Origin of the sequence: Carboxylicivirga linearis (assembly GCF_018271995.1) — a bacterium.
GTDB classification, from domain to species: domain Bacteria; phylum Bacteroidota; class Bacteroidia; order Bacteroidales; family Marinilabiliaceae; genus Carboxylicivirga; species Carboxylicivirga linearis.
Genome location: NZ_JAGUCO010000031.1, coordinates 20,490 through 45,559, shown reverse-complemented (window position 1 = coordinate 45,559; position 25,070 = coordinate 20,490). Strand labels below are relative to the sequence as shown.

At 35.8% G+C, this 25,070-nt stretch carries 17 protein-coding genes; 11 read left to right on the top strand and 6 right to left on the bottom strand.

The features are described 5' to 3' along the window. Positions 1-95: 95 nt before the first annotated feature. The 5 genes from KEM10_RS21625 to KEM10_RS21605 form a co-directional block, all read right to left on the bottom strand. Positions 96-719: a ribonuclease H1 domain-containing protein gene (locus KEM10_RS21625; RefSeq protein ID WP_212219662.1), complete on the bottom strand. Its 624-nt coding sequence runs from the start codon at positions 717-719 to the stop codon at positions 96-98. Between the two features lie 100 nt (positions 720-819). Further along, positions 820-2,970, bottom strand: a complete 2,151-nt coding sequence (locus KEM10_RS21620) for a S46 family peptidase (RefSeq protein ID WP_212219659.1) — start codon at positions 2,968-2,970, stop codon at positions 820-822. Positions 2,971-3,227: 257 nt separating this feature from the next. Further along, positions 3,228-3,671, bottom strand: coding sequence for a hypothetical protein (locus tag KEM10_RS21615; RefSeq protein ID WP_212219656.1), 444 nt, complete (start codon positions 3,669-3,671; stop codon positions 3,228-3,230). A 185-nt stretch (positions 3,672-3,856) separates the two neighbouring features. Then, on the bottom strand, positions 3,857-4,954 hold the full coding sequence (locus KEM10_RS21610) for a glycosyltransferase (protein ID WP_212219653.1): 1,098 nt from the start codon (positions 4,952-4,954) through the stop codon (positions 3,857-3,859). A gap of 6 nt (positions 4,955-4,960) precedes the next feature. Next, positions 4,961-5,740 (bottom strand): radical SAM protein, encoded by a 780-nt coding sequence (locus tag KEM10_RS21605; protein ID WP_212219650.1) that lies wholly within the window; start codon positions 5,738-5,740, stop codon positions 4,961-4,963. 215 nt (positions 5,741-5,955) lie between these two features. On the opposite strand from KEM10_RS21605, the gene KEM10_RS21600 reads away from it, so the two are divergent. From KEM10_RS21600 to KEM10_RS21580, 5 genes are read left to right on the top strand one after another with little or no spacing between them, the layout of a single operon-like run. Continuing rightward, on the top strand, positions 5,956-7,077 hold the full coding sequence (locus KEM10_RS21600; protein ID WP_212219646.1) for a DNA polymerase III subunit: 1,122 nt from the start codon (positions 5,956-5,958) through the stop codon (positions 7,075-7,077). Between the two features lie 49 nt (positions 7,078-7,126). Further along, complete coding sequence (locus KEM10_RS21595; RefSeq protein WP_212219643.1) at positions 7,127-8,368, top strand: PSP1 domain-containing protein; 1,242 nt, start codon at positions 7,127-7,129, stop codon at positions 8,366-8,368. After that, positions 8,346-8,855 carry a gliding motility lipoprotein GldH gene (locus KEM10_RS21590; RefSeq protein WP_212219641.1) on the top strand — a complete coding sequence of 170 codons (510 nt, stop codon included), beginning with the start codon at positions 8,346-8,348 and terminating at the stop codon, positions 8,853-8,855. Before KEM10_RS21595 ends, KEM10_RS21590 begins: the two co-directional genes overlap by 23 nt. Then, on the top strand, positions 8,842-9,618 hold the full coding sequence (trmB, locus tag KEM10_RS21585) for a tRNA (guanosine(46)-N7)-methyltransferase TrmB (protein ID WP_212219638.1): 777 nt from the start codon (positions 8,842-8,844) through the stop codon (positions 9,616-9,618). The genes KEM10_RS21590 and trmB overlap by 14 nt, the downstream gene beginning before the upstream one ends. Next, on the top strand, positions 9,605-9,937 hold the full coding sequence (locus KEM10_RS21580; protein WP_212219636.1) for an MGMT family protein: 333 nt from the start codon (positions 9,605-9,607) through the stop codon (positions 9,935-9,937). The genes trmB and KEM10_RS21580 overlap by 14 nt, the downstream gene beginning before the upstream one ends. On the opposite strand, the gene KEM10_RS21575 is transcribed toward KEM10_RS21580, so the two are convergent. Further along, positions 9,929-11,479 (bottom strand): sensor histidine kinase, encoded by a 1,551-nt coding sequence (locus tag KEM10_RS21575; RefSeq protein WP_212219633.1) that lies wholly within the window; start codon positions 11,477-11,479, stop codon positions 9,929-9,931. The two genes, KEM10_RS21580 and KEM10_RS21575, sit on opposite strands and share 9 nt — an antisense overlap. 172 nt (positions 11,480-11,651) lie before the next feature. Here KEM10_RS21575 and KEM10_RS21570 point away from each other — a divergent pair, with 172 nt between their 5' ends. The 6 genes from KEM10_RS21570 to KEM10_RS21545 all read left to right on the top strand — a co-directional run bounded on the left by KEM10_RS21570 (position 11,652) and on the right by KEM10_RS21545 (position 24,920). Next, on the top strand, positions 11,652-12,758 hold the full coding sequence (locus KEM10_RS21570; RefSeq protein ID WP_212219630.1) for an Mrp/NBP35 family ATP-binding protein: 1,107 nt from the start codon (positions 11,652-11,654) through the stop codon (positions 12,756-12,758). 3 nt (positions 12,759-12,761) lie between these two features. Beyond that, positions 12,762-13,010, top strand: a complete 249-nt coding sequence (locus KEM10_RS21565) for a NifU family protein (RefSeq protein WP_212219627.1) — start codon at positions 12,762-12,764, stop codon at positions 13,008-13,010. A gap of 285 nt (positions 13,011-13,295) precedes the next feature. Beyond that, positions 13,296-14,780 carry a helix-turn-helix domain-containing protein gene (locus tag KEM10_RS24820; RefSeq protein WP_212219624.1) on the top strand — a complete coding sequence of 495 codons (1,485 nt, stop codon included), beginning with the start codon at positions 13,296-13,298 and terminating at the stop codon, positions 14,778-14,780. Further along, complete coding sequence (locus KEM10_RS21555; protein ID WP_212219621.1) at positions 14,761-15,861, top strand: tetratricopeptide repeat protein; 1,101 nt, start codon at positions 14,761-14,763, stop codon at positions 15,859-15,861. Before KEM10_RS24820 ends, KEM10_RS21555 begins: the two co-directional genes overlap by 20 nt. 152 nt (positions 15,862-16,013) lie before the next feature. After that, positions 16,014-17,453 (top strand): T9SS type A sorting domain-containing protein, encoded by a 1,440-nt coding sequence (locus tag KEM10_RS21550; RefSeq protein WP_212219618.1) that lies wholly within the window; start codon positions 16,014-16,016, stop codon positions 17,451-17,453. 198 nt (positions 17,454-17,651) lie between these two features. Beyond that, the gene (locus KEM10_RS21545) at positions 17,652-24,920 is read left to right on the top strand and encodes a T9SS-dependent choice-of-anchor J family protein (protein WP_212219615.1); all 7,269 of its coding nucleotides are present in this window, start codon (positions 17,652-17,654) and stop codon (positions 24,918-24,920) included. Positions 24,921-25,070 lie beyond the last annotated feature (150 nt).

The window sequence follows — 25,070 nt, the reverse complement described above, 5'->3', positions numbered from 1 at the left end:
ATCGCAATAGTTCACTATTACTCTAAAATTATTCATTGTAAATCAGTTCTTTATTTCAATCTGAGTTTTAAAATTTAAATCGAACTCAGGTTAATTTATTTACGCCCGAAGTCAGCAGGAATCTCACCCCAGTTTTTGGTGTCCCATTTTAAAATTTGAGTTGAGTAGGTGTTACTTTTTAACCATTGCTCTGCTCGCCTCACAAAATCAAATAACTCTTTCGTCTTGGGCGTTTCGTCAAGTTTTGATTTACATTCTTTTTTCTTAACCCATCCCATCGCAATCTTCGAGTCGGTGTAGAGAGGTATGGGCAAGTTGTGTTTTTTTAGGTACGATAAACCATGCACCAAAGCCAAAAATTCGCCTATGTTGTTGGTGCCAATGGGGTACTTCATATGAAAAAGCTGTTCGCCGGTTTGAGTGTTTACTCCCTGGTATTCCATTACGCCGGGATTTCCACTGCAGGCTGCATCAACAGATATGCTGGGGGTGATAATATTACTCTTTGAATTGAATTTGGGCGAAGGCTTAGATTTGCCAGCCTGACCAATATATGCATAAGGTGAGCTTTTAAATGCTTTTTTAGCTTCCGTCTCAGATTCAAATCCTTTGTATTGAGCCCCTGCAAATCCTTTTATCTGAGCCTGACATTCGGCCCATGAATGATAAATGCCCGGCTTAGCACCTTTCCAAACTACGTAGTATTTATTTTTGGCCATACTGTAAATTCAATTGCAGTGTAAAACTACAGCATTGGCTCGACTAAACAAAAAAAGCCGGCTGAGATAGCCGACTTTTCTGAATATTGTTTTTGAACTATTATTTTACTAATGTCATTTCATCAATCAGGTTAGTAGCACCTGCATATTTGTCAATGATGAAAAGAACATATCGAATGTCGACATTAATACATTTCTGAAGTTCTGTTTCAAAAGCAATGTCACCACTCATGGCTTCCCAGTTGCCATCAAAAGCTAAACCAAATAGTTCGCCGTTGGCATTAATCACCGGACTACCACTGTTACCACCGGTAATGTCATTGTTGGATGTAAAACATACCGGTAAGCTTCCATCTTCATTGGCATACTGACCGTAGTCTTTTGCTTTCCAAAGATCCTTTAATTTTTGAGGAACAATAAATTCATAATTATCAGGATCTTCTTTTTCCATTACTCCTTCAATAGTTGTAAAATATTTATACTTTACACCATCGCGAGGTTCGTAATCGCCTACTGTACCATAGCTTAAACGCATAGTGAAGTTAGCATCAGGATAGTAAACCTTATCCGGGTGCATCTCCATTAAACCGGCAATAAACAAACGATTAGCTTCAGATATGGTGGTAGCACTTTCGCGTAATTGACCGTAAATTTCGCGGTAAGTTTCAATGATATCATCACCAGCCTGAAAAGCCAAATCTTTATTTAATGTTTTAAGCTTTGGTTTTGCTAAAAAGGCATTAAAATTCTCTTCGTTGGCAAATATTGATTTAGCAAAAATAGTATTGGCATATTTCGCGTAATCGCCTTTAAACTTCTTATTGATCGTATTATAAAAATCAGGATGGAAACGTTTCTCAATGGTTTCGTAATACAATTTCGTTAAGGCTGTTAGTACTTTGCGATCTGTTTCTGGATAATAATCTTTATAAAAAGCTTTTCCAGCTTCTTTCAAATGCTCTATGGCAGTTGCAATAGCATCATCATTTTCATCTTCCAAAGCTTTTTGAAGCTCAAGGGCATTTAATGAGAAGCTGTATATCTCAGTTCCTCTAATTAAACATTCCATGATATAGCTACTGGCCTTTTTGTAAGGTGCTTGATTTTCGTAAGCCTTTTCAAGGTTATTTAGTACATCTCCATATTTAGCTTTACGCTCAGACGAAGAAGCAACCCATTCAGAAAATTCAGCCTCCAGTTGACGTTTCTTTTCCAATACATTTAATTTCTCAAGACCACGGTTCATACCAATACTGTTTTTCCAGTAGTTTGAACTTCTTGAGAATTTAGATGCATATTGAATACGAACTTTTTCGCTCGCAGCCATGTCTTCACTCCAAATGTCCTGCTTAATACCACGAGGGGTAATGCGAGCTTCGTTAGTGATGTCCATTCGCTCTTCAATTCCCCAAGATGTAAGATAGCGCTCAGTGCTTCCTGGGAAACCAATGGTCATTGCAAAATCATCCATATCTACTCCTTTTAAAGAAATAGGTAAGTGATGCTTTGGCTGGTAAGGTACGTTATCTTCTGAGTAATCAGCTGGCTTGCCATCAGGGCTGCAGTATACACGGAACATGCTGAAGTCGCCAGTGTGACGAGGCCACATCCAGTTATCAGTATCGTGTCCGAATTTACCAATCGATGATGGAGGAGCACCTACAAAACGTACGTCAGTGAAGGTTTCATAAACGATTAAAAAGAATTGATTGCCTTCGAAATAGTCTTCAACAATAGCTCTGTATTTGTTCCCTTCAGTAGCCTTTTTGATAATCTCACCCGATACTTCTTTGATTTTTGCGCGACGATCAGCTTCGCTCATATCATCAGTTAATTCAGCATTGATTTTTTCAGTTACATCTTCCATGTATTTCATGAAAGTAACTTTTAAACCCTCTGCCGGAAGTTCTTCTGCTTTTGATTTTGCCCAGAAACCATCTTCAAGGTAATTGTGTTCAACCGAACTTAATGCTTGTATATTTCCGTATCCACAGTGGTGGTTGGTAAGAATTAAGCCTTCTTCCGAAATTAATTCGCCTGTACAGCCGCCGCCAAAAATAACAATGGCATCTTTTAAGCTTGAGTTGTTAATACTATAAATATCTTCAGCTGATAATTTAAGGCCAAGCTCTTTCATTTTTTCCATGTTAAGCTTGTTTAATAATGGAAGTAGCCACATTCCCTCATCTGCCTTGGCCATCTGCACAAGTCCAATGCTTGCTATCAGCAGTAGTGATGCAATTCGTTTCATAAATTAATATTATTTGGTGTTCATATTGATCGTAATTCCTGTAATGTTATTTCAGCGCTGCTGTATCAACGTTGAAATCTACAGTTTGTTTATACAATCTTCTTGTTTAAATCAGCTAGCAAAGATATAATTTTCCAAATAAGATTAAAGTGTCATAAATTACATAAAACAAAACCGGATAATTACTTATCCGGTTCGCTTTCCTGACAGCAGAAGTTGTTTTCCTACTTGTCCCCATATTTTATTAAACTGACTGGTCAGGCCAATTGTTTGTTGCTAATGAATAGACCTTTTGGTGCTTTTGAAACATATTCTTCTGAAGCTTGATTGCTACCATTTAACCCCGTAGGATAGTTTAAAAATGTTTCGTAAAACTTAACCTGCTCAAAATAATTAAGTTTTAACTTGGTAGGACTCATTAAATATTTGCGTGTCCAGAAACTAACAGGATTATATAAGTTTATTACCTGTAAGCCTTTTATCTTTAAAAAATAATCCAAAAGTTCCTCATTTGAGTATTTCTCTTTAGTTATTTCCTTCATTGAAGAAATGATCTCTTCTTTTTGCGAAGATCCACTACTAAAAAGTATCGATTCCAGCTGACTTACTGCATATCGTTCTGCAAGCATAAAAATGCCCCTTTTCCAGAACCAGAATCCAGCTGCTGTAATTGGAATCAAGATGAGAAATATTATTGTCATTGCGTTTATTTTAGTGTTGTTCCCTTTGGAATTAGGTTGTTATGAACGATGATACGTTCATTGTTTAAAATGGTTATGCTTGTTTGCATTTTTTAATACAGCTGTGTTAAAAAATGGTTAAACAATGTTGATGAAATAATTAAAAACAATGACTAACGAGTAGAATATAAGCTTAAGATTTGCTGCTATTTTTTAAGGGGAAGAGGTGGTAGATGAAAGTTTTTAGGGACCTGAAAAAAAGATCTCTGGTTAGAGTCTGCATGGAAAGATAGAAGAGGGCTTGATGGAATTTCCCTCTGATTAACAGTGACGAAATGAAAGTTTTTTCTCATATGTTCTGCCAGGTACTCTTGCTCGTATTGCCCGGGTGTAGGAATGAGAATGGCCTGGCGATTTACATACGCAAGGTCCATTAAGGTTGAGTAGCCTGACCTGCATACAATTTGTTTACTATTGTTTAAAAGGTGTAGATAGGAAGATGAGTTACAATGAGGTAAAAAGGTAATAGAACCATTTTTAATGAGTTTTTTTTTATTTGGTTGTGCGCGAAGTACTACAACCCGAAGTTGCCTGTTTATGTAACGTTTGACTATTAAGTCTTCGAGAATAGAGCGCTGAGGTTCCGGGCCTGATAAGATGATTAAAACATCCGGATTTTGAAGTTCCTTTGATACCTTAGCTTCATGTTGTACAATGGATAATCTAGAAGTTATACCAATACGAAAGGTGTTAGGATGGAGTATTTTACTGGATAGTTTACCTGAAATAGTAGGTTGTGTATCAATATCAGGAATCCAGCATGCATCAAACTGGTTGATCCATTGTTTTAAAAAGAATTGCACAATTGGTTTGGACCAATTCAATAATTTACCCGTCATTATATTGGTTTGATGAGTTAGAAGAACCGATGGAATAAAATCATGTCGGAATCCATATCTGTTATCAGAAATGATGCAATCTAAATCCAATTCATTAACCAGATTCTTTACAATTTTTTTATCCCTTTTTATTGATTGGATAAATTGAGGAAGCTGGCTGGCTAATTTTAATAGTTGATGGTTAGAATTGGAAAGTTGAATGGAGAGATTTTCAAGAATAATATAGGTTAGCTTGGGAAAAGCTTGTTGAATAACGGATATGGAAGGCTGTTCACCGGCTATGTAACATTGGTGTCCTTCTTTTAGCAGCTCATTTATTATAGGTATAAGGCGCGAAGCATGTCCCAGTCCCCAATTTAATGGACTGATTAAAATGTGCTTGAATTGGGGTGCTTTTAATTTCATATCCGTCTATCCTGAAACAGATATTTCAAAGCCTAATTGCTCAGCTCTGTCTGCAATCTGTTTGAGTAAAGATATTGATACTTTTTTAAGACCACTGTATGGCGTGTCTCTTTCAATAGTATATATCATTACTTTAGAAGGTTTGATTTGCTGCAATGCATTCAGCCAGCTTGCAATATCTTCTTCTGTAGTATTGTCAATTTGTTTGTTATTTATTTTACCGGCAACAAACATGGTTTGGATGATAACTTTACCATTAAATGACTGAAGCTGTGCTATCGTTTTCTCCAGATCAAAAGGATAATTAGGCTGGTCTAACCTTAAAATAGTTTCTTTTAATCCCGAATCTAATTTTTGAATATTGTCATCCACCTTAAGCAAAGCTTCGAAAATACCGGGTTTATGTAATCGCGATGCATTAGATAGAACCGCAATACGGGCATCAGGACAGTAGTGGTTACGTAATGCAATAGTATCATCAATTACAGCACTAAACTCGGGGTGGAGCGTGGGTTCTCCGTTACCGGCAAAGGTTATTACATCAGGCTTAAGGTTTTCGCTTAACATGTCTTTCAGTTTTTGCTCTAATGCCTGTTTCACTTGCTCTTTTGTTGGCATAGGGCTTTCTTTATCTCCTAATTCTCCATTTAAACCGCACTCGCAGTAAATACAGTCGAACGAGCATATTTTACGGTTGTTGGGTAGAAGATTGATGCCCAATGAAACGCCCAGTCGACGACTCATTACAGGTCCAAAAACAGTTTTGTCGAATAAAAATGTTGACATGCTTCGAAATTTTAGGCAAAGGTAATTTTTTGTTGTAAAAATGCCCTTTTCAGTACCCTGTAGATGTAAATTATTCTCGTTTGAACAACCAACTAATTTGTTATCTTTGAGCTTGATTTTTTCTGTTCATTCAAGAGGAAAGATAAAGAGCAGAAGACTTTCGGATTAGAGTAAAATATCAGATTTGATTCTGAGCAGAAGCGAATTAATTCAGTATGAAGTTTACAGAGGTTATAGGCCACGACCATATAAAAAAGCATTTAATTAACATGGTGAAAGAGGAACGTGTGAGTCATGCTCAGATGTTCACAGGTCCGGAGGGGAATGGAAAGCTAAATATGGCTTTGGCATTTGCTCAATACCTCAATTGTCAGAATCGACAGGAGAATGATTCATGTGGTACATGTCCTTCATGTATCAAATACAGTAAGTTGGTGCATCCCGATTTGCATTTTGTTTTTCCGGTGGTAAAAAGCCCAAAACATAAAAATCCGGTAAGTGATTCTTATCTTCAAGAATGGCGTCAGATTATTCTCACAAAGAAATACTTTAACCTACCGCAATGGTATTCGTTTTTGGAATCGGATAAGCAAGGCTTAATTTATAGTGAAGAGAGTCAGCACATCATTAAAAAACTTAGCCTGAAAACATTTGAGGCTCGTTACAAAGTAATGATTATCTGGCTGCCCGAAAAAATGCATGTTGCAGCCGCTAATAAGCTTCTGAAAATGTTGGAAGAACCACCGGCAGGCACAGTGTTTTTGTTGGTGTCGGATAATCCGTCGCAAGTACTGGGAACCATTCAGAGTAGAACTCAAATGCTGAAAATACCAGGAATCAGTAACGAAGATGTAGCCAATGCTCTGGTGGATGAGTTCAGCGTGGGAGCTGAAGAAGCACAGCAATTTGCCAAACTGGCTGTTGGTAATTATGTTGCAGCCCGGGAGTTGTTAGATCAAAGTGATGAGCGCAAGTTCTTTTTCGATAAGTTTGTGTATTTGATGCGTCAGGCCTATCAGCGAAAATTATTTGATTTGATTGATTGGTGCGATGAAATGAACAGTCAGCCTAAGGAGCGGCTGAAAAGCTTCCTTGATTTTTCGTTGCGTTTAATACGCGAAAATTTTATAATGAACATTCAGGAAGAAGATTTATTGTATCTTACGGCTGAAGAAAGAAATTTCTCAACACGATTTTCGCCATTTATTAATGATAATAACGTGTTGCAGCTGAGTGAAGAGATAAGTTTAGCACATTCTCATCTTGAACAAAATGGGAATGCTCGAATTATATTAATGGATTTGTGTTTGAAGGTCATTATGCTGTTGAAGCAATAGTTGACTAAGCAAATTCACAAGGTCAGAGAGCCTTTTATTTATTGAAATTATGGAAGAAGTTAAGGAACAAGAAAAAACGGGTTGTACCAATTGTACCAGTCGTTGCGGAAAGCTTAATGTTTTCGACTGGTTAGGCGATTTACCCGAAAGTATAAATAGTACAAGCATTGTTGAGGTTCAATTTAAAAATACACGTAAAGGTTTTTTTAATAACAGTAATGGTTTAAAACTCGAAAAAGGTGATGTTGTTGCGGTAGAAGCTTCACCGGGACACGATATAGGTACCATAACCTTAACAGGTGAACTGGTTTTGCTTCAGATGAAGAAAAACAATATTTCGCCTGAAACTTATGAGTTTAAGCGGGTATATAGAAAAGCCAAACCTGTTGATATTGAAAAGTGGGATGAAGCAAAGAACCTGGAACACGAAACCATGTTGGAATCCAGACGAATTGCTGAACGCTTGAACCTGGCCATGAAGATTGGTGATGTTGAGTACCAGGGAGACAGAACCAAAGCTATTTTCTACTATATCGCCGATGAACGTGTTGATTTTAGGGAGCTGATTAAAGTGTTGGCTGATCGTTTTAAGGTGCGTATTGAAATGCGTCAGATTGGAGCTCGTCAGGAAGCTGGAAGAATTGGTGGGATTGGACCTTGTGGACGTGAGTTGTGCTGTTCAACCTGGATGACCAATTTTGTATCGGTAACTACGAATGCGGCCCGATATCAGGAGATTTCTCTGAACCCTCAAAAGTTAGCAGGACAGTGTGGTAAGCTTAAATGTTGTTTGAATTATGAGCTGGATGCTTATTTGGATGCACAAGCTGATTTTCCAAAGACCAGCATTGTTTTGGAAACGGAAGAAGGACCTTACTATCACTTCAAAACAGATATCTTTAAACGAGTGATGTGGTACAGTACCGAAAAGGAATTTCCAGCCGGAGTGGTAGAAGTATCTGTTGATCGTATCAAAGAAGTTATTAAGCTGAACCGCAGAGGTAAAAAGGTAGATAAACTGGTTTCCGATGAGTTTAAACGAGCAGCCATTCATGCTGAGCCTAGCTATGAGAATGTAATTGGAGAGGATGATTTAACTCGTTTTGATGAAGACAAAAAGAAGAAGAAACGTCGACCATCAGGCAACAGAGGAGGAAATAAAGGGCGTAATCAAAACAGTAATAGAAGACGAAGACCCAATAACCAAAACAATCAAAATAATCCAAAGGGTCAAAGCAGGCAAAATAGTCAGAACAAACAGAAAAAGAATGAAGACAATAAAAAGAAATAGCATTCTTGCAGCTATTTTGTTGGCTGTTGTTTTTATTAGTTGCGATCAGGATGTTGTTTTCGATCAGTATGTTACTATTCCCGACGGAGGATGGAGTAAAGATTCAATGGCGGTATTTAAGGTAGATATTGAAAGTGTTGAAACCACTTACGATATTTATATTAATATTCGCAATCGCTCGGAATATCCCAATAGCAACCTATGGTTATTTATTGATGTAACAAGTCCGTCCGGCAAAATAATCAAGCAGAAAGTGGATTGTATTTTGGCAGATGATACTGGCCGATGGTTAGGCTCCGGGTGGGGGGATCTTTTTCATGTAACGGTGCCGTATCAAATGGGAGTGAAGTTAGCCGAGCAAGGAGAATATACATTTAGAATAGTTCAGGGTATGCGCACCGATGATTTGGATGGCATACATAATATAGGTATTAGAATAGAAGAAGCTGATTTAGCAGTTCAAAGTACAAAAAGTGGGAAAGAATAAGCTGAAGAAGTTTGCCGAAATGGCAACTTATGATCATGTGTTTCAGGCTGATTATAGCGATTTGAAAGAGCAGCCATTTTCCTTAAAAGGAAACTGGAACAAAGACTTTTTCAAGAATGATAACCCTATTGTTTTAGAATTGGGTTGTGGTAAAGGAGAGTATACCGTTGGTTTGGGGGAGCTGTTTCCGGATAAGAATTTTATAGGAATTGATATTAAAGGTGCCCGCATGCACAGAGGTGCCACTGACTCGAAAAACAAAGGCATGACCAATGTGGCTTTTGTACGTACACGAATAGAGTTGATTACTAATTTCTTTGAAGAGAATGAGGTAGATGAGATTTGGCTGACTTTTAGTGATCCTCAAATGAAGAGGGTAAACAAACGTTTGTCATCTACCCGTTTTATGAAGTTGTATTTGCGTATTATGAAACCTGGAGGTATTGTGCATCTAAAAACAGATTCGAACTTCTTACATACCTACACCGAAGCCATGGTGAAGGAGAATAAACTTCCTGTTTTAGTTAATGAAACAGATTTATATGGTTCGGGTTACGATGATGAAATACTTAGTATTCAAACCCATTACGAATCAAAATGGATAGCTCATGGTTTAAACATCAAATATTTGAAGTATCAACTGGAGCCAAGAGATGAATGGATTGAGCCGGAAATTGATATTGACTACGACTCATACCACAGCGCCGGACGAGGTGTGGTAAAAGAGCGTGAAGCCCGAACTCAGAGTAATGCCCAAAAATGATTTTTTCGATAAGGTTTATCAGGTAGCCGAATTGATTCCGTATGGCAGAGTAACCAGTTACGGAGCAATCGCTAAATATTTAGGTGCAGCTCGCAGTGCCCGAATAGTTGGCTGGGCAATGAATAAATGTAGCTCGTGGAAGAATTATATTCCAGCCCATCGGGTGGTTAATCGTAGTGGACTACTTACAGGTAAGCAACATTTCCCCGGGGGTGAAACCATGAAGGAGTTATTACAAAATGAAGGGGTTTTGGTTGATGATAATCAGATAACCAACTTTAAAGAGGTTTTTTGGGATCCATCCAAAGAATTAATCTAATACCTCATTCTTTATGATGGAAAGAAAAAAGGTTGATCCGACATTTTTCTGGCTTTCCACCCATATTTTCCACCCAAGCATATCGGCATAAGCTCTGCATATCGATAGTCCTAAGCCGGCACCTTCTCTGCGCGTAATTTTTGTATCTCTCACCTGAAAGAAATGATCAAAAATAGTTTTCTGCTCTTCAGGAAGCATTCCTATACCAGTGTCTTTAATATAAAAGGTTGGATTACCATGGTTGAAATAACCTAATTCAATTGTACCATTTACAGTGTATTTAATAGCATTTTTAGTAAAGTTAGTAATGATGGCATGGAATTTCTCCTTATCGGAATGTATAATAACTTTTCTCTCTTCATTAATATTATTACAAAGTTCTAATCCTTTCTGTTTTGCCTCAGGTGTAAAGAATTGCAAGGCGCTTTTGGCTGTTTCAATGGCATCAAATTCGGTACTGTAAACTTCCATTTGGCCAGCCTCAATCTTAGATATATTTATTAAGTTATTTAATGTGTTTAGCATTCGGTTGCCACTATCCTCAATAATATTCATGTACGATTGGCGTGTTGATTCATCAATAGAGGAGTCTTCAAGTAACTGCATAAAACCTAAGATACCATTCATGGGTGTTCTTATTTCGTGACTCATATTTGCCAAAAAAGCACTTTTTAAACGATCGTTTTCAATGGCTTTTTCTTTGGCTTTGATTAGTTCAAATTCGGCTTCTTTACGTTTGGTAATTACTTGCGATATGCCCACTAAAACATGTGGCTCGCCATTGCTGGTTGATATAAACTTACCTCTTCCTTCAACCCACACCCAATGGCCATTACGAGCTCGTAACCTGAATTCACTATAATAATCCGGGGTTTTACCTGATTTATGATCTTCTATAGCTTGCAATACGGCATTAACATCATCTTTATGAAGCAGGTTTAAGGTTTCTTCCATATTGGATGGCATCTCATCCTGTTTATATCCTAAATATTTATATAAATGTGGTGTGAATGATGCTTCACCGGATAGTATGTCATTGGTAAAAACAGATGCATTATTTAATTCAAGTGAAATTGATTGAATATCAAGATTCTTTTTTAATGATTTCTCAGCATCTTGCTTTTTTACTTTGTTTTCATGACACTGAAGCAACTGACTCAGATTCTGTAAAACCGGATCAATCCGATTGATGATATCTTTTTTGATAGGATTGTTTTCTTTTAGAAATAAAATCTTTCCATAATTCTTCAAATCGAAGTTATAAATAAACCAATTGTTAATTTGTTGCTGAATATGAATCAGGTTGTTATTAATAAACGAATTGGTGAATAGATCGTTAAGTTCCAGTTTAGCATCATCACTGTATGCTATGTATTCCGATTGCCACACATGGTAATTATCTTCTTTTAATACAGTTATTATATCACACTTTAGTTCCTTAAGATATACGGGTAAACACGTTTTTAACAAATCAACATGGTTGGATGCCTCGCGTGTAGATAAAACAAGGCTTAAGAGTATTTTGTCAATAGTAGAACTCATCTCATCTGATTAATGAATTATGAAGATAATTATAAACTATAATGCGTCATAATGGTTTTGATGAAAAGAAATGACAGCTTGAGGATTGAATGGTTAAATGACTTTAATTCTGATTTGTTGACAGTATTTATTTGTAAATTCTTATTTTTACAAGGTTTAAATAAAGATAAGTATGGAGTATTATCCTAATTTAATATTAGATGCGCTGAAACATGTGGTGCATCCGGGAAAAGGAAAGGATATTGTATCCTTAGGAATGGTTGAAGATGACCTTCGAATTGACGGAAAAAGAATCAGTTTTAGTTTATTATTCGACAGGGCTAATGATCCTTTGGTTGGATCGCTTAAGAAAGCTTGTGTTAAAGCTATTCATTCGTATGTGGATGAGGAAGCTGAGATTGAGGGAAATATATATGTAAAGGTTAAACCTAAGCCTAAGCCCGTTGAAACCAAGGTTCTTCCTGGTGTTAAAAATGTAATTGCCGTAGCATCTGGCAAAGGTGGTGTTGGAAAATCTACTATTACTTCTAACCTTGCCGTTGCACTAGCTAAGGCAGGATATTCTGTGGGATTGTTGGATGCCGATATTTTTGGTCCTTCAGTGCCTATTATGTTTCAAACCGAAGATGCTCGTCCGGTGTTGGAAAAGGTAGATGGCAAAGATCGGATTATTCCGGTTGAGAAATACGGTGTGAAGATGCTGAGCATAGGTTATTTTGTTAATCCTGATGATGCATTGATCTGGAGAGGGGCAATGGCTACAAATGCTATTAAGCAGCTAATAAATGATGGTAACTGGGGCGAGTTGGATTATTTATTATTGGATTTACCTCCCGGAACAAGTGATATTCACTTAACATTGGTACAAAGTATTAGTATTACAGGAGCTGTGGTTGTTACTACGCCTCAGAATGTGGCCCTGGCTGATGCGGTAAAAGGAATTAGCATGTTTAAGAGCAAAAATATTAATGTTCCGGTATTGGGCTTAATTGAAAACATGGCATGGTTTACGCCGGCAGAACTACCTGAAAATAAATACTATATTTTTGGTAAAGACGGAGGTAAAACCTTGGCCAATAAACTGCAGGTCCCTTTGTTGGGACAAATACCAATTGTACAAAGTATTCGCGAAGGTGGAGACAGTGGTGAGCCGGCCGCATTAAATGAAGCTTCTATCATTGGAATTGCCTTTGCTGACCTAGCACAAAAAGTAGTGGAACGCGTTGAGCATAGAAATGCAAGTATACCGGAAACCAAGATTGTTGAGATAAAAAAATAAGTTATGGGAGAAGGTGAGAAAGCAAAGTTGTTGCAGGAGGTAGAAGAAGCCCTGGAGACAATTCGCCCCTATTTACAAGGTGATGGAGGTAATATTACCCTACTGGATATTACCGACGATTTTGTTGTAAAGGTTCGTCTGGAAGGATCGTGTCATAATTGCCACCTAAGCATGCAAACGCTAAAAGGAGGAGTGGAGATGGTTGTTAAAAAAACGGTTCCGCAAATTGTTGAGGTGGTTGCAGTTGATTAAGTGTAGGATTTAAGGGAGGAGTTAAATTAGATAACCATAAAAATTATCAATAAGTAGCTTATTCTGATATACCTTTTGTTTATGTATTTTTATATAAATGTTACAAGAGAATTAGTCATTTTTTAAGATAGATGTCTTCATCTTAAATTCAAATATTGAAATATATATAACTTCTCTTTAATAAATACTAGAGCGTTATTGATGTAATAAAAATAGTAAGGTTGTCATTAAAATTTAATTCAATAATTTTGTAATTCTAAACTGGTAAATAATAACGCTCATATTGTGCCGATAAGTAAGAAATATGCCCATTTAGTAGTAATTATCTTTTTTTTGAATGTGAATGTGGTTGTTTTAAAAGCCCAATCCTTTTCAGATTATCATAGCTTATTAATTGAAGCTTCTCAGTCTCTTCCTAATGATCCATTAAAAGTAATTAAGATAGTAGATTTCATAACCGAAAACAGCGCAAATGATAGTATTGTTTTTAAAGCTAATGTTCTTAAATCGTATGCTTTATTTTATCGGGGGGATTATTTAAGTACACTTGATAGAATAAAGGAAGGTTTATCATATACAGGAGAGCTGGCTGGTGATTTCAAGGATCAATATTATATTCTTCTTGCTAAAACATATATTGATTTGGGCCTTTATCAATCGGCAAATATTTATCTAAATAGGGTATCAAAACAAACTTTATCAAAAAGCGATACGTGGCAACAGTTCTTTTATTACGAAGCATTGTCATCGCTGTATTTTCATCTAAATAAAAATGATTCATGCTGGTTGTTTATACATCAGGCAGAATTAATTTTGAATACAGAGAAAAATAAAAGTTTTGATTTAGAACTATCAATCATTAAGGCAAAATTATGGAATCGGGAGGAGCAAAAAGATTCACTTCAGAAAATGTATTCTGATACTTATTCGCTTCCTAAAGAACTTTATCCAGAAAAAACCGAATTGTTATTGATTACTTTGTATTACTTAAATGAATATGATCAAGTTATAGAATTATCCAATAGTAATAATGCCAATAATTTAAGCAATAGCGAGACGGTTTGTAAGTTGATAATGGAGAGTAGTTTGCAAGTTGATGATATTGATTTATTTAAAAAGTACGATAACCTATATCGTATGATGACGGATAGTATAAAAAAGCAAAAATTACAAGCCAGTCTGAAAGCTGTTAATTTATCCAGGGAATTGGGACGTATTGAACCAGTTCAGACAAATGATTTAATTATTAAGCTTGGATATGCATTGGCAATTATTGTTTTAGTATTAATTATAGTGTTGGGATATATCTTCAAAATTAATAAACGTAAATTTGATGTTAGATTAGAAAATTCACGTAATACAAAGAATGTAACTCCTTTTGTTATTCCAGAGACGACGGAAGAACAAATTGAAAAAAAACTGATTGATTTTGAGGGCCGAAGGATGTATCTGGATAAAGAGTTAAGCTTGTCCTTAGTTGCGAAAAAGCTAGAAACAAATACAAAATATCTTTCAGAAATTATTAAAAAAAAATATGGAAAGAACTTTAATCGATATATTAATGAGTTAAGAATATATTATTTAATTGAGTTATTGAAATCCGATGAGAAGGTGTTAAACTACAAAATAGCTTATTTGGCTGAATTATGCGGGTTTAATTCCCGTAATGTTTTCACTACTACTTTCAAGTCGGTTGTTGGTGAATCCCCATCTATATTCATTGAAAAGCTTAGGAAAAGTGATCAGGAGAATGAGAAACAGGGTTTATAATATTTTAGTATTCGTTTTATTATGCTTTACGTTTTTGGTAAATAGCGCATTAGCAAATGAAGTAGATAGTGTTGTAAAATGCCTAAGTCAAGCCAGAAAAAAGGTTTATACATATCCCGATGAGGCTGTTCAACTGTTAGATAGTTTGCAGATACATGCGACCTTAACTGATCTGCAACAGATTGAATTACTAAAACTAAAGGCTTCAGCCAATGCAGCTCAATATAATAGTTATCGAGCTATTGAATATGCAAAAGAAGCATTGCGCTTAGCAGAGAAGATAAACTCTACTGAGTGGCAAGTGATTAATCTTGCATTTATAGGTAATCAGTATTACATTATTAATGTAAAAGATGAGGTAATTAACTACCTGAATAGAGCCGAATCGATTATTTCAAATAAAGAGCTAAATGATTCGATGAGGTATATAAATGGAAATATCTACTTCTTAAAGGCCATTAATTTCAAAGAAAATTTGGATGGTGATATTGCAATAAAATATTTCAAAAAGGCAATTCATGTATACGAGCAGGTAGATAGTAGAAGTACTTCTCGGAATATTGGCATTTCACTAATACAAATGGGCTATATTTATAATGAGCAGAAACAGCTAGATTCAGCTAATGTTTGTTATGATAAGGCTTTAAGTCTTGTTAAGGACCAAAGTCTTCAAGATATTTATTTGTATGCACAACTTGGAAAGTCAAATGTATTATCTTCCCAAAAGAAGTTTCGAGAGGCAATTGCGAAGCTTAACTTTCTTTTTGATTCTCTAGGGTTACCCTCAGATCCAGCCCTTTTATCTGAATTATATGAGGCTTTGGCAGACAATTATCTGGCAGTTAATGATATTACTCATTATACCTTAAACAGTAATAAACGAGATTCAGTTCTAAATCATATGATACTTCAAGAGCAATTAGTTATAGATAATTTAATCGCCGGAAATATTAAATCGAATAAAGTCGAAGTTGAACGATACATGAAGAGGCATAATGTAATTGTATTCACTCTTGGAATTGTTGTTTTAGTGTTAGTAATAAAACTGGTGTTTGTTTTTAAGAAGTATATTGGCAATTAAGTGTTTTTGTACATACAATATTGTTGTTTAGAGGGGTAGTGGTGTTTTTTATGCGTAATGATTTGGGAAAATTCAATAATTGTGGGCACCAACTGTTTTTTTCTCCCATCTTAGTTAGCTTTTTTTGCGCATTCATTATTAAAACATCATGTATGAAAAACAATCTACTCATTATTCTATTTTTATTTTTTGGTTTGTTTGTAAAAGCACAATCTCCAGAAATACGTTTATATGATTATAATGCGGTTGAAATATCATCCATTATAGAGTATTGGTTTTGGGCTGCCGGAGTTACTGTGGAAGGGAGTGGTTTTGAAGCTAATTCTGAACTAGAATTAATAATAACAGATCCAAATGATGGGAAACGTTATTTTACGGCTATTACTGATGAAAATGGAAATTTTAATGGTTGGGTAAATTCAAAGACTAATTTATCTATTCTTGGTATACATACCATATCTGCAATAGATGCAAAAGCTAACACTGCAGATGCTGAAATAGAGGTTATCAAAGATCCGGCAGAAACTTTAAATGTGACAATTAGTCCGGCAGAAATAACTTTAAGTGAATTTGAACAGTCGGGAGTAGATTTAACAGTTACAGGATTGAATCCGGAGGCTTTGTTAAAAATTAATATAGGTTATCCATCTGGGAAAGGAAAAGAAGTAATGCCAGCCTCAGATTTATATGCCGATGTAAAAGGATCTTTTTCATTACATATAGATCCAACAACACCTATTGGTGCTTCGTTTGCAACCAGCGGTATTCCTTCAATCGAAGGAGTTTGGAATATCTCTGTATTTGATTATTCAGAAGGAGAAGATAGTTGGGGAAGATGTGAATTTAGAATGGTTAGAGATATTGAAAGTATTGATAGTTATTGCGAAGTTTCTTTAAGCGGAGTAGCACTGCCAATAACATCTGTTAATTTTGGTCAAATTTCAACGAATACCTCTAGTGATGATGCAAATGCATATATCGATAATACATCCGTAATTACCAATGTTACGATAGGCGAATCCTACACAATGCGACTGTCAGCTGTTTCTTATGCATCTTATTCAGCCAATACACTGACAGCTTTTATAGACTGGAATCATAATGGAACATTAGACGATGAAGGAGAAGTTTATAGTATTGGTTCAGTCCTGGGTTCAACAGGAATCGATGATCAATATGTTATTGCAGATATTACTGTTCCAGAGATAGCTGTAAGTGGGTCTACCAGAATGCGTATTTTAAATGCATATTCTCCTTCTTCAACATCAATGTTTTGGCCAACAGGAGCTTGTGGAGAATATGGAGACGGTCAGATACAGGATTTTACATTAAATGTTTCAACTTCAACAGGCATTGGTGATGTCTCAAAAATCAGTTTTGATGTTTCTCCAAATCCAAACAATGGAAATATGATTGTGGAAACTCAAACTATGGGTGTAATTAAAATATTTGATATTTCAGGAAACGCATTGTATTCAAAGGATGTTAACTCTGGAAAAACAGATATTAATGTGTTTTTAAAATCGGGTATTTATCTCCTTAATTTTAAATCAAAAACGCAATCTGTAACTAAGCGGATTTTGATTAAATAGTAATTCTTGGAAATGTTATAATGGTTCAAGGTTATTAATTCGCTTAATAACCAAACCATTATTCTCATACATCACAATCATTCGACTATCTATTGGCTGTTCTTATAAAATAAACATAAGAACATAGGGGTGAAATGTGTCTAATAACTAGGTATTGAGAAACAGGACTTAAATATATTATAACGAAATAACATCTCGATGGTAAAAAGACGATCTGGCAATAAACAAAAGTGTTCAAATGATCTGGTAGTTTGGTTAAAAAACTTTTCTTTAATACTCTGTCTACTTGTATATGGTGGTTTTAATAGCATAGTAGCGCAACAGAAACTACCGGCAAAACGTGAGAATAAGCCAACACACAGTTTTGGGGTTGTGGATAAGTCTGCAAAAGTTAATAATGAAATAAATAAAAATCCTGCCTTAACAACTGATACAGTTACAAGATCGGATTCTAATATACAGATTAAGAATAAATATCAGGCCAAGCTGACAAAGTCTGACAAACTAAGAAAGTTATCTGTTTCATTTGCTAATAAATATGAAAACAGAAAAGCTGAAGCATACAAACTTGCCAAAGAAAAGGGATGGGTCATTCGTAGTGAGAATAATGGCAATTTAATGGAACTTCAAGGGCTTGACGATAATAACCGACCTATTTATTATATTACCAATAATGAAGGGGCAGCTAAGACAACATCTACTGATCAATTATATGATGGAGGATTGTTAGGATTAAGTCTTGATGGTTCAGGAATTCATGCTGGTGTGTGGGATGGTGGAGGCGTTCTAACGACTCATCAGGAGTTTAATAATACAGGCGCTCCTAGAGTTACTCAAAAAGATAACCCTTCTTCAACCAACTATCACGCAACACATGTTGCCGGAACAATGGTAGCAGGAGGTGTTGTTCAAAAGGCCAAGGGTATGGCCTATAATGGAGAATTAAATGCTTACGACTGGGATTCGGATATTAGTGAAATGGCTGCTGAAGCGGCTAAGGGGCTTCTAATATCCAATCATTCATATGGTTATGTTTTGGGCTGGTCAACGGATGGATATGACTGGACATGGTATGGAGATCCAACCATAAGTGCCCTTGAAGACTATAATTTTGGATTTTATTCTTCAGCAGCACGTAATTTTGATGAAGTCGCCTTAAATGCTCCTTATTATCTGATTGTAAAGTCAGCTGGTAATGACAGAGGGCAAGGCCCAACCAACGGTTCTTATCCGCAAGATGGTCCATATGATTGCATTGGAACACAATCTACCGCTAAAAATATTTTGACCATCGGAGCCGTAGAAGAACTAAGTAATGGTTATCAGGGTGATCCATCCGAAGTGATCATGTCTTCTTTTAGTGCATGGGGGCCGGTTGACGATGGGCGTATTAAGCCCGATATTGTTACAAAAGGAGTAGATACCTATTCAACATATGATACTGATAATACAGCCTATAATACTATTAGTGGTACCAGCATGGCTTCTCCATCTGCAGCAGGTTCATTAATGTTGCTTCAACAACATTATCATAATTTGAATAACGAATATATGAAATCGGCAACATTAAAAGCTTTAGCTATTCATACAGCCGATGAATGTGGCCCAAACCCTGGTCCTGATTATATGTTTGGATGGGGATTGTTAAATTCGGCAGCAGCTGCTACTACAATAAATAAAAATAATACACAGGCTTTAATACAAGAGCGTTCGTATGATGGTACACCACAAACTTTAACAGTTAAGGCTTCGGGTACAGAACCAATTATAGTTACAATGGTATGGACTGATTTGCCAGGCACACCAGTTTCGCCTCAGTTGGATCCTGCTGATCCCATGTTGGTAAATGATCTGGATGTTAAGATAAGTAGTGATGGTGAATTTTTTTATCCATATAAATTAGACCGAGATAATCCTGAAGCAGCAGCCACAACAGGTATTAATAGCATTGATAATGTTGAGAAGATAGTAATTGATAACCCTATTGTGGGTCAGGAGTATACTATTACCATTTCACATAAAGGATTAATTGAAGATGGTGCTCAGGATTATTCTCTGATTGTTACAGGAATTGTAATGGATGGTGTACATACGGCAACCTTTACAGTGGCAGATGCTGATGGTATCATTGAAGGGGCTACGGTAAACGTAGGTGGACTACAGCGCATTACAGATGAAAATGGTGAAGTTACCTTTGTTGTTTTGGATAATACCACTTATAGCTATACCGTTACTATGTATGGCTATTACGATCAAACTGGTTCTATCGCAGTAAGCGGAGAGGATCTTATGCAATCCATTAAATTATTGCCATTGCCCAGCTATGATGTAACCTTTAATGTTGTGTCAAAACAAACTGGTAATCCAATTGAGAATGCATTAATTGAGTTTGATAATACATCTATATTGACTAATTCTTCAGGTATTGGAATTGTTCATAAAATAATTGATGGTGATCATAGTTACACCATTTCAGCCAATGAGTTCGCTGCTGTTTCAGGTACAATTACCATGAGAGGAGCAGACCAGACTTTAAATTTCGAATTGGAAGATACTCCGGTACTGTGGGATAACTTTTCAACTGAAGGCACTTCAAATGGAATTATTTCGGCTAATTATGGAGGATTGGGTGAGTTTCCTAATGGTTTAATCGAGAGTGCAGATGACTTTATTGTTCCTGTAGGTGCCATATGGAATGATATTGATATTTACGCATATGGATTCTCGCAGGATGTGTACCCTCAATCTTTTTATCTAATTATTTATTCCGACAATAAAGGAAGACCAGGTGAAATAGTCTTTCATGATATTATTTATCCCGCTAATGTTAAAAACCCTGTATTTCCATTAAACAACTTAGGATTAAATTCAGGTAAATACTGGTTGTCAGTTGCCGGTAATTTTCCTGATGCAGTTGAATTGGACGACGGGCGATGGAATATGAGTACAATTTTGGATACTAAAAATGAAGAAGCTTTACTTAGAGATCACCCTGATTTGTTTAATACTGGAACAGACTGGTCGCTAACAGCTGATCTATTAGAAGAAACAACAGTATCCTTAAAATTTGCAATCTATAAGCCTGAAGTTCGCTATCCTGTTTCGTTAACATTGGTGGATCAATACAATCAAGTAGTTAATGATGTAACAATAGTTTTTGAAGATGGCAGAAAAGTGGTTTCTGATAATAATGGTAAAGCTCAAATATTTTTGCCTGAAGGAGACCATAATTATACTATTAATTCTAAAGGATATGATGGTTATAGTGGTTCAATAAATATAAGTGGTCCTGTAGATAATCAGTTGATTACATTAAATAAGCAACCTCAGTATAATGTTGTATTTACTGTAAAAAATACAGATGGCAATGTTATAGCTAATGCTGGTATATATTTACCTGAAGAAGACATTACTCTTCAAACAGATGCAAATGGTGTTGCTACTGTTTCACTATTACCCGGTAACTATTCTTATACTGTTTCTTTCATGGAATATGCATCCTATTCAGATTCCTTTACGATCATTGATACAGATTTAAATAAGAATGTCCAATTAACCTATAACGGTGTTCTCTTTTTCGAAAGTTTTGAAAATAGTATATCGGATTGGACTTTGGTTGATGCTGATGGGGATGGTTACTACTGGGAAGTTAAATCATTAGGGACCGTTGCTATTGATGGATCTAAACTCATTACATCAGAATCCTATTCAATTGGAGCATTAACTCCCGAAAACTGGCTCATCTCACCAGAAATAGATTTGAGTGAAAAGTCAGGTATCTATAAGCTGGAATATTACGTAGGGGCTCAGGATGAAAATTATCCATTAGAGCATTATAAATGTATAGTTTCAACCACTGGTAACACTGTTGATGATTTCAGCAATGATAATATATTACTGGAGGAAACCTTGAGCAGTGGATTTGGTATTCGAACGGTTGATTTAACTCCTTATGTAGGCAGTAAAATACATATTGCATGGGTGCATTATGATTGTACAGACCAGTATAGAATTAATTTGGATGCCATTAAAGTTTTTAAGAATATTTCAAAGGATGCCTGTATTGTTTCAATTGACTCACCGAATAATCAAAATAGTTGTAGCCTTGGTGATTCAGAAGTGATCTCAGCAATGGTTGCTAATTATGGCGGTTATGATATCACCAGTTTAACGATGCGTTATTCAATTAATGGGGATACTCCCGTTGAAGAAGTTTTTGATAATGTTTTAATTGCACCAGGTGACCATCAAGTGATTGAATTTACTCAGACAGCTGATTTATCTATTCTGGGAAGATATGAAATCACTGTAGAATGTGAGATAAATAACGAGACAGTAACAGACAACAATCAGCAAACTATTACGGTTGATAATGGGGATGCTGTTATTACAGTTCGTGCATACTCCGGTTCTGGATCTGACAATAGATGGACCATCAAAGATGAAAATGGTACGGTTGTTAAAGAGTATTCTGACTATCCACTCAATACTCAAAAAGATATTGATGTTTGTATTCAATCTTATAACTGCTATACATTTGAATTTAATGGATTTAAACAAAGTGATGGCGTTACACCTTCTGAAACTGCATGGTTAGAAATTCTTTATAATGGAGATGTTATCTGGGGTGGCGTGAGTCCTGGAAATGCAGGTGAGTCTGTTAAAGTTCAATACATAGGAGATTGTTCTAATTTTGAATTGTACACCGTCGGGTTTAAGGTCGCTTTTGGAATAGAACCAATTGCCGGAGCAACCATTGCTATTAATGAATCGACCTATACAACAGAAGAAAATGGAAAAGCTATCATTACTATTCCAAACGGACAATACGATTATTCTATAAGTGCTGACAGGTATTCAACAAAGTCAGGTCACACTTTTATTGATGGAATGAATGTAAGAATTAGAGAGGAACTGCTCCTAGATCAGGAGATCTTCTTCGAAAGCTTTGAAGGTGATATTTCTGATTGGATAAATACAGATGGTGATGGAGACGGATTCAAATGGGGAATACAAGAATTAGAAGAAGGAGAAGCGATTGATGGCAATAGTTGTATCTCATCAAAATCATGGGATTCTGAATCCGGAACATTAACTCCTGAAAACTGGTTGATATCTCCAGAGATTGATTTATCTCAATTATCCACAGCTTCGTTGAGCTATTACATTGGTCCCGGAGATGCTAAATATCCACAAGAACATTACAAATGTGTGGTTTCAACAAATGGTACTGATATCAGTAATTTTACTGATGACAATATTATATATGAAGAAACCATTGAGGCAGGAGATATTGCGTTGAACTTTAAACAACGTACAATTGATTTAAGTTCTTATATTGGACAAAAAATAAGAATAGCCTGGGTACATTACGATTGTAAAGATATATACACAATTAATCTAGATGCTGTTTCTGTAAGAACAAGTATTTCATCTGATGAAACTATCTCAACCAATTTACTAGTGACAGATGAAAATAATAATGCAATTCAAAATGTTCAGGTTGAGGTTAATGGTTTAACAGGTATTACTGATATTAATGGTAAGGTAACCTTTACTCAGCTGGTTGAAGGTATGAGTTATGAATATTCTGCAGCTGCTGACATTGGATATGAGTATAAGAATGGTCGTTTTGTAGCTACAGCTGTAGAGCCTGTCCAATTAGTGTTAGATGTGGTTCAGCCTGTTAATTTTTCACTAAACAATTCATATTATCAACCCGACGTTGAATTATCATGGGTAAATGATGCCACCCAAAAGTGGTTTAAATTTGATAGTGGAGTTCTTAAAACAGGTATTGGAACTAATTCAGAAGCAGTATTTGACGCAGCCATACAATTAGATCAAGATGACTTTACCAATTACGATGGATTTGCAATCACACAATTTGCTTTTACACCGTACATTGATTCTGAAAGTTTGGATGCTGAGTATACAATGCATATCTGGGATGAAGATGGAAATGATATGTATTCGCAGTTGATTGACTCATATGAAGCGAATAGCTTAAATATAGTTGAGTTAAATACTCCATATGTAATTGATGTTGACAAGGCAATATATATTGGATACCGTGTTGTTACACCCGGAGGATACCCTATTGGATGCGATGAAGGGCCTGCCATTGCCAATAAAACTGATTTGCTGAATTTAGGTGATGGATTTGTTAGTGCATCAATTAATTATGGGGTTGATTATAACTGGATTATTAGAGCATATGCAACTTCTAATTCTCAGGTTAATTCAGTAGGTGTACAGTCGGTTGTTTTAGGCGATAATACAAAAAATAACTTTGTTGATCAGCCTATTCAATCAATTAAACTTGAATCACCGATAACTATTGATAAGCCTATACTCAAGTCATCAAGCGGTTTTACTTATAATATTTATCGAAATAATGAAGTAATAGCAAATATTACAACAACTAATTATGATGAGGTAATTAATCCGGGAGTTTACACTTATTATGTAACAAGCGTATACAATGGCGCTGAATCATCACCTTCTGACATTAAACAAGCTGCCTATGTTGGTGATAAAACAACGGATCGTAAAACAGTTCTTTTAGAATCTGTTATTAATACAGAAATGAATAATAGTGCAGGTATTGAAAAGGGCCTTAATGATCTTTTAATACAAGGATACAGTGTATCAAATATCAATTATTGCATTGGCGATGCATATGAAAACGATTTTAGTATTGCCAGAGTTGAAGATTATTATGCTGAAAACCAGCTTGCAGTGAGGGTTGATGGAGTAACCCGGATTGGAGGTAGCGCAACAACCTCTTTGGTTGATACCTATAAAGAGGCTTATTTAACCAGGTTGGCACAGAAGTCAATTATTGAAATGAATCTAGAGCTGCAGCGCCAGGAATATGGTAAATGTATCGCAACTGTTGACCTTCATGAATTATTCAAACTACATGAATCAGGATATGTATTGTATCTAGCTCTGGTTGAGAATAATATTGATTTTACATGGGCTGAGCCTGCTACTATCAACTCTATTTTAAAATCGATGTATCCGGATGCATCAGGTACTCCGTTCGAATTTATTGATGGTACAGCAAATGTTAAGGTTGAATTTGATGTTGATAAAAATATTGATATTGCCAACTTTAAGCTCATTGCATTTGTACAGCATAGCCCAACCCACGATGTTATGCAAGCTGTCAATGCAACCCTACCTGTTGGTACATCAATTGATATGGAAACCAATCCAAATACTATTCAGATATATCCAAATCCGGTTAGTAACTTATTGAATATTGATAACATTTCTATTGAATCAGAAGTGTTAATTCAAATTAGCAATAGTGCAGGAAGGGTCATTCGAAGAGTAGTTATTCCGGTTGGGTTGGGTACAGCACAAATTGATTTTTCAGGTTTGCCCAAAGGAGTTTACTTCATAAACCTTATTTCAGAAGAACAATCTATTGGTTTTGAAAAAGTTGTGAAATGGTAGCTGAATTGAAATAGTGTTGTCGTATGCGATAGCACTATTTCAAGGGTAATATCATAAAGCAACTTGTAGGGTTTACTCTTTATATGAGTTTTATGATACCTGCTATAAGTACCTGAATACAATTCGTTAGAATAAATTTTTAGCAATCTA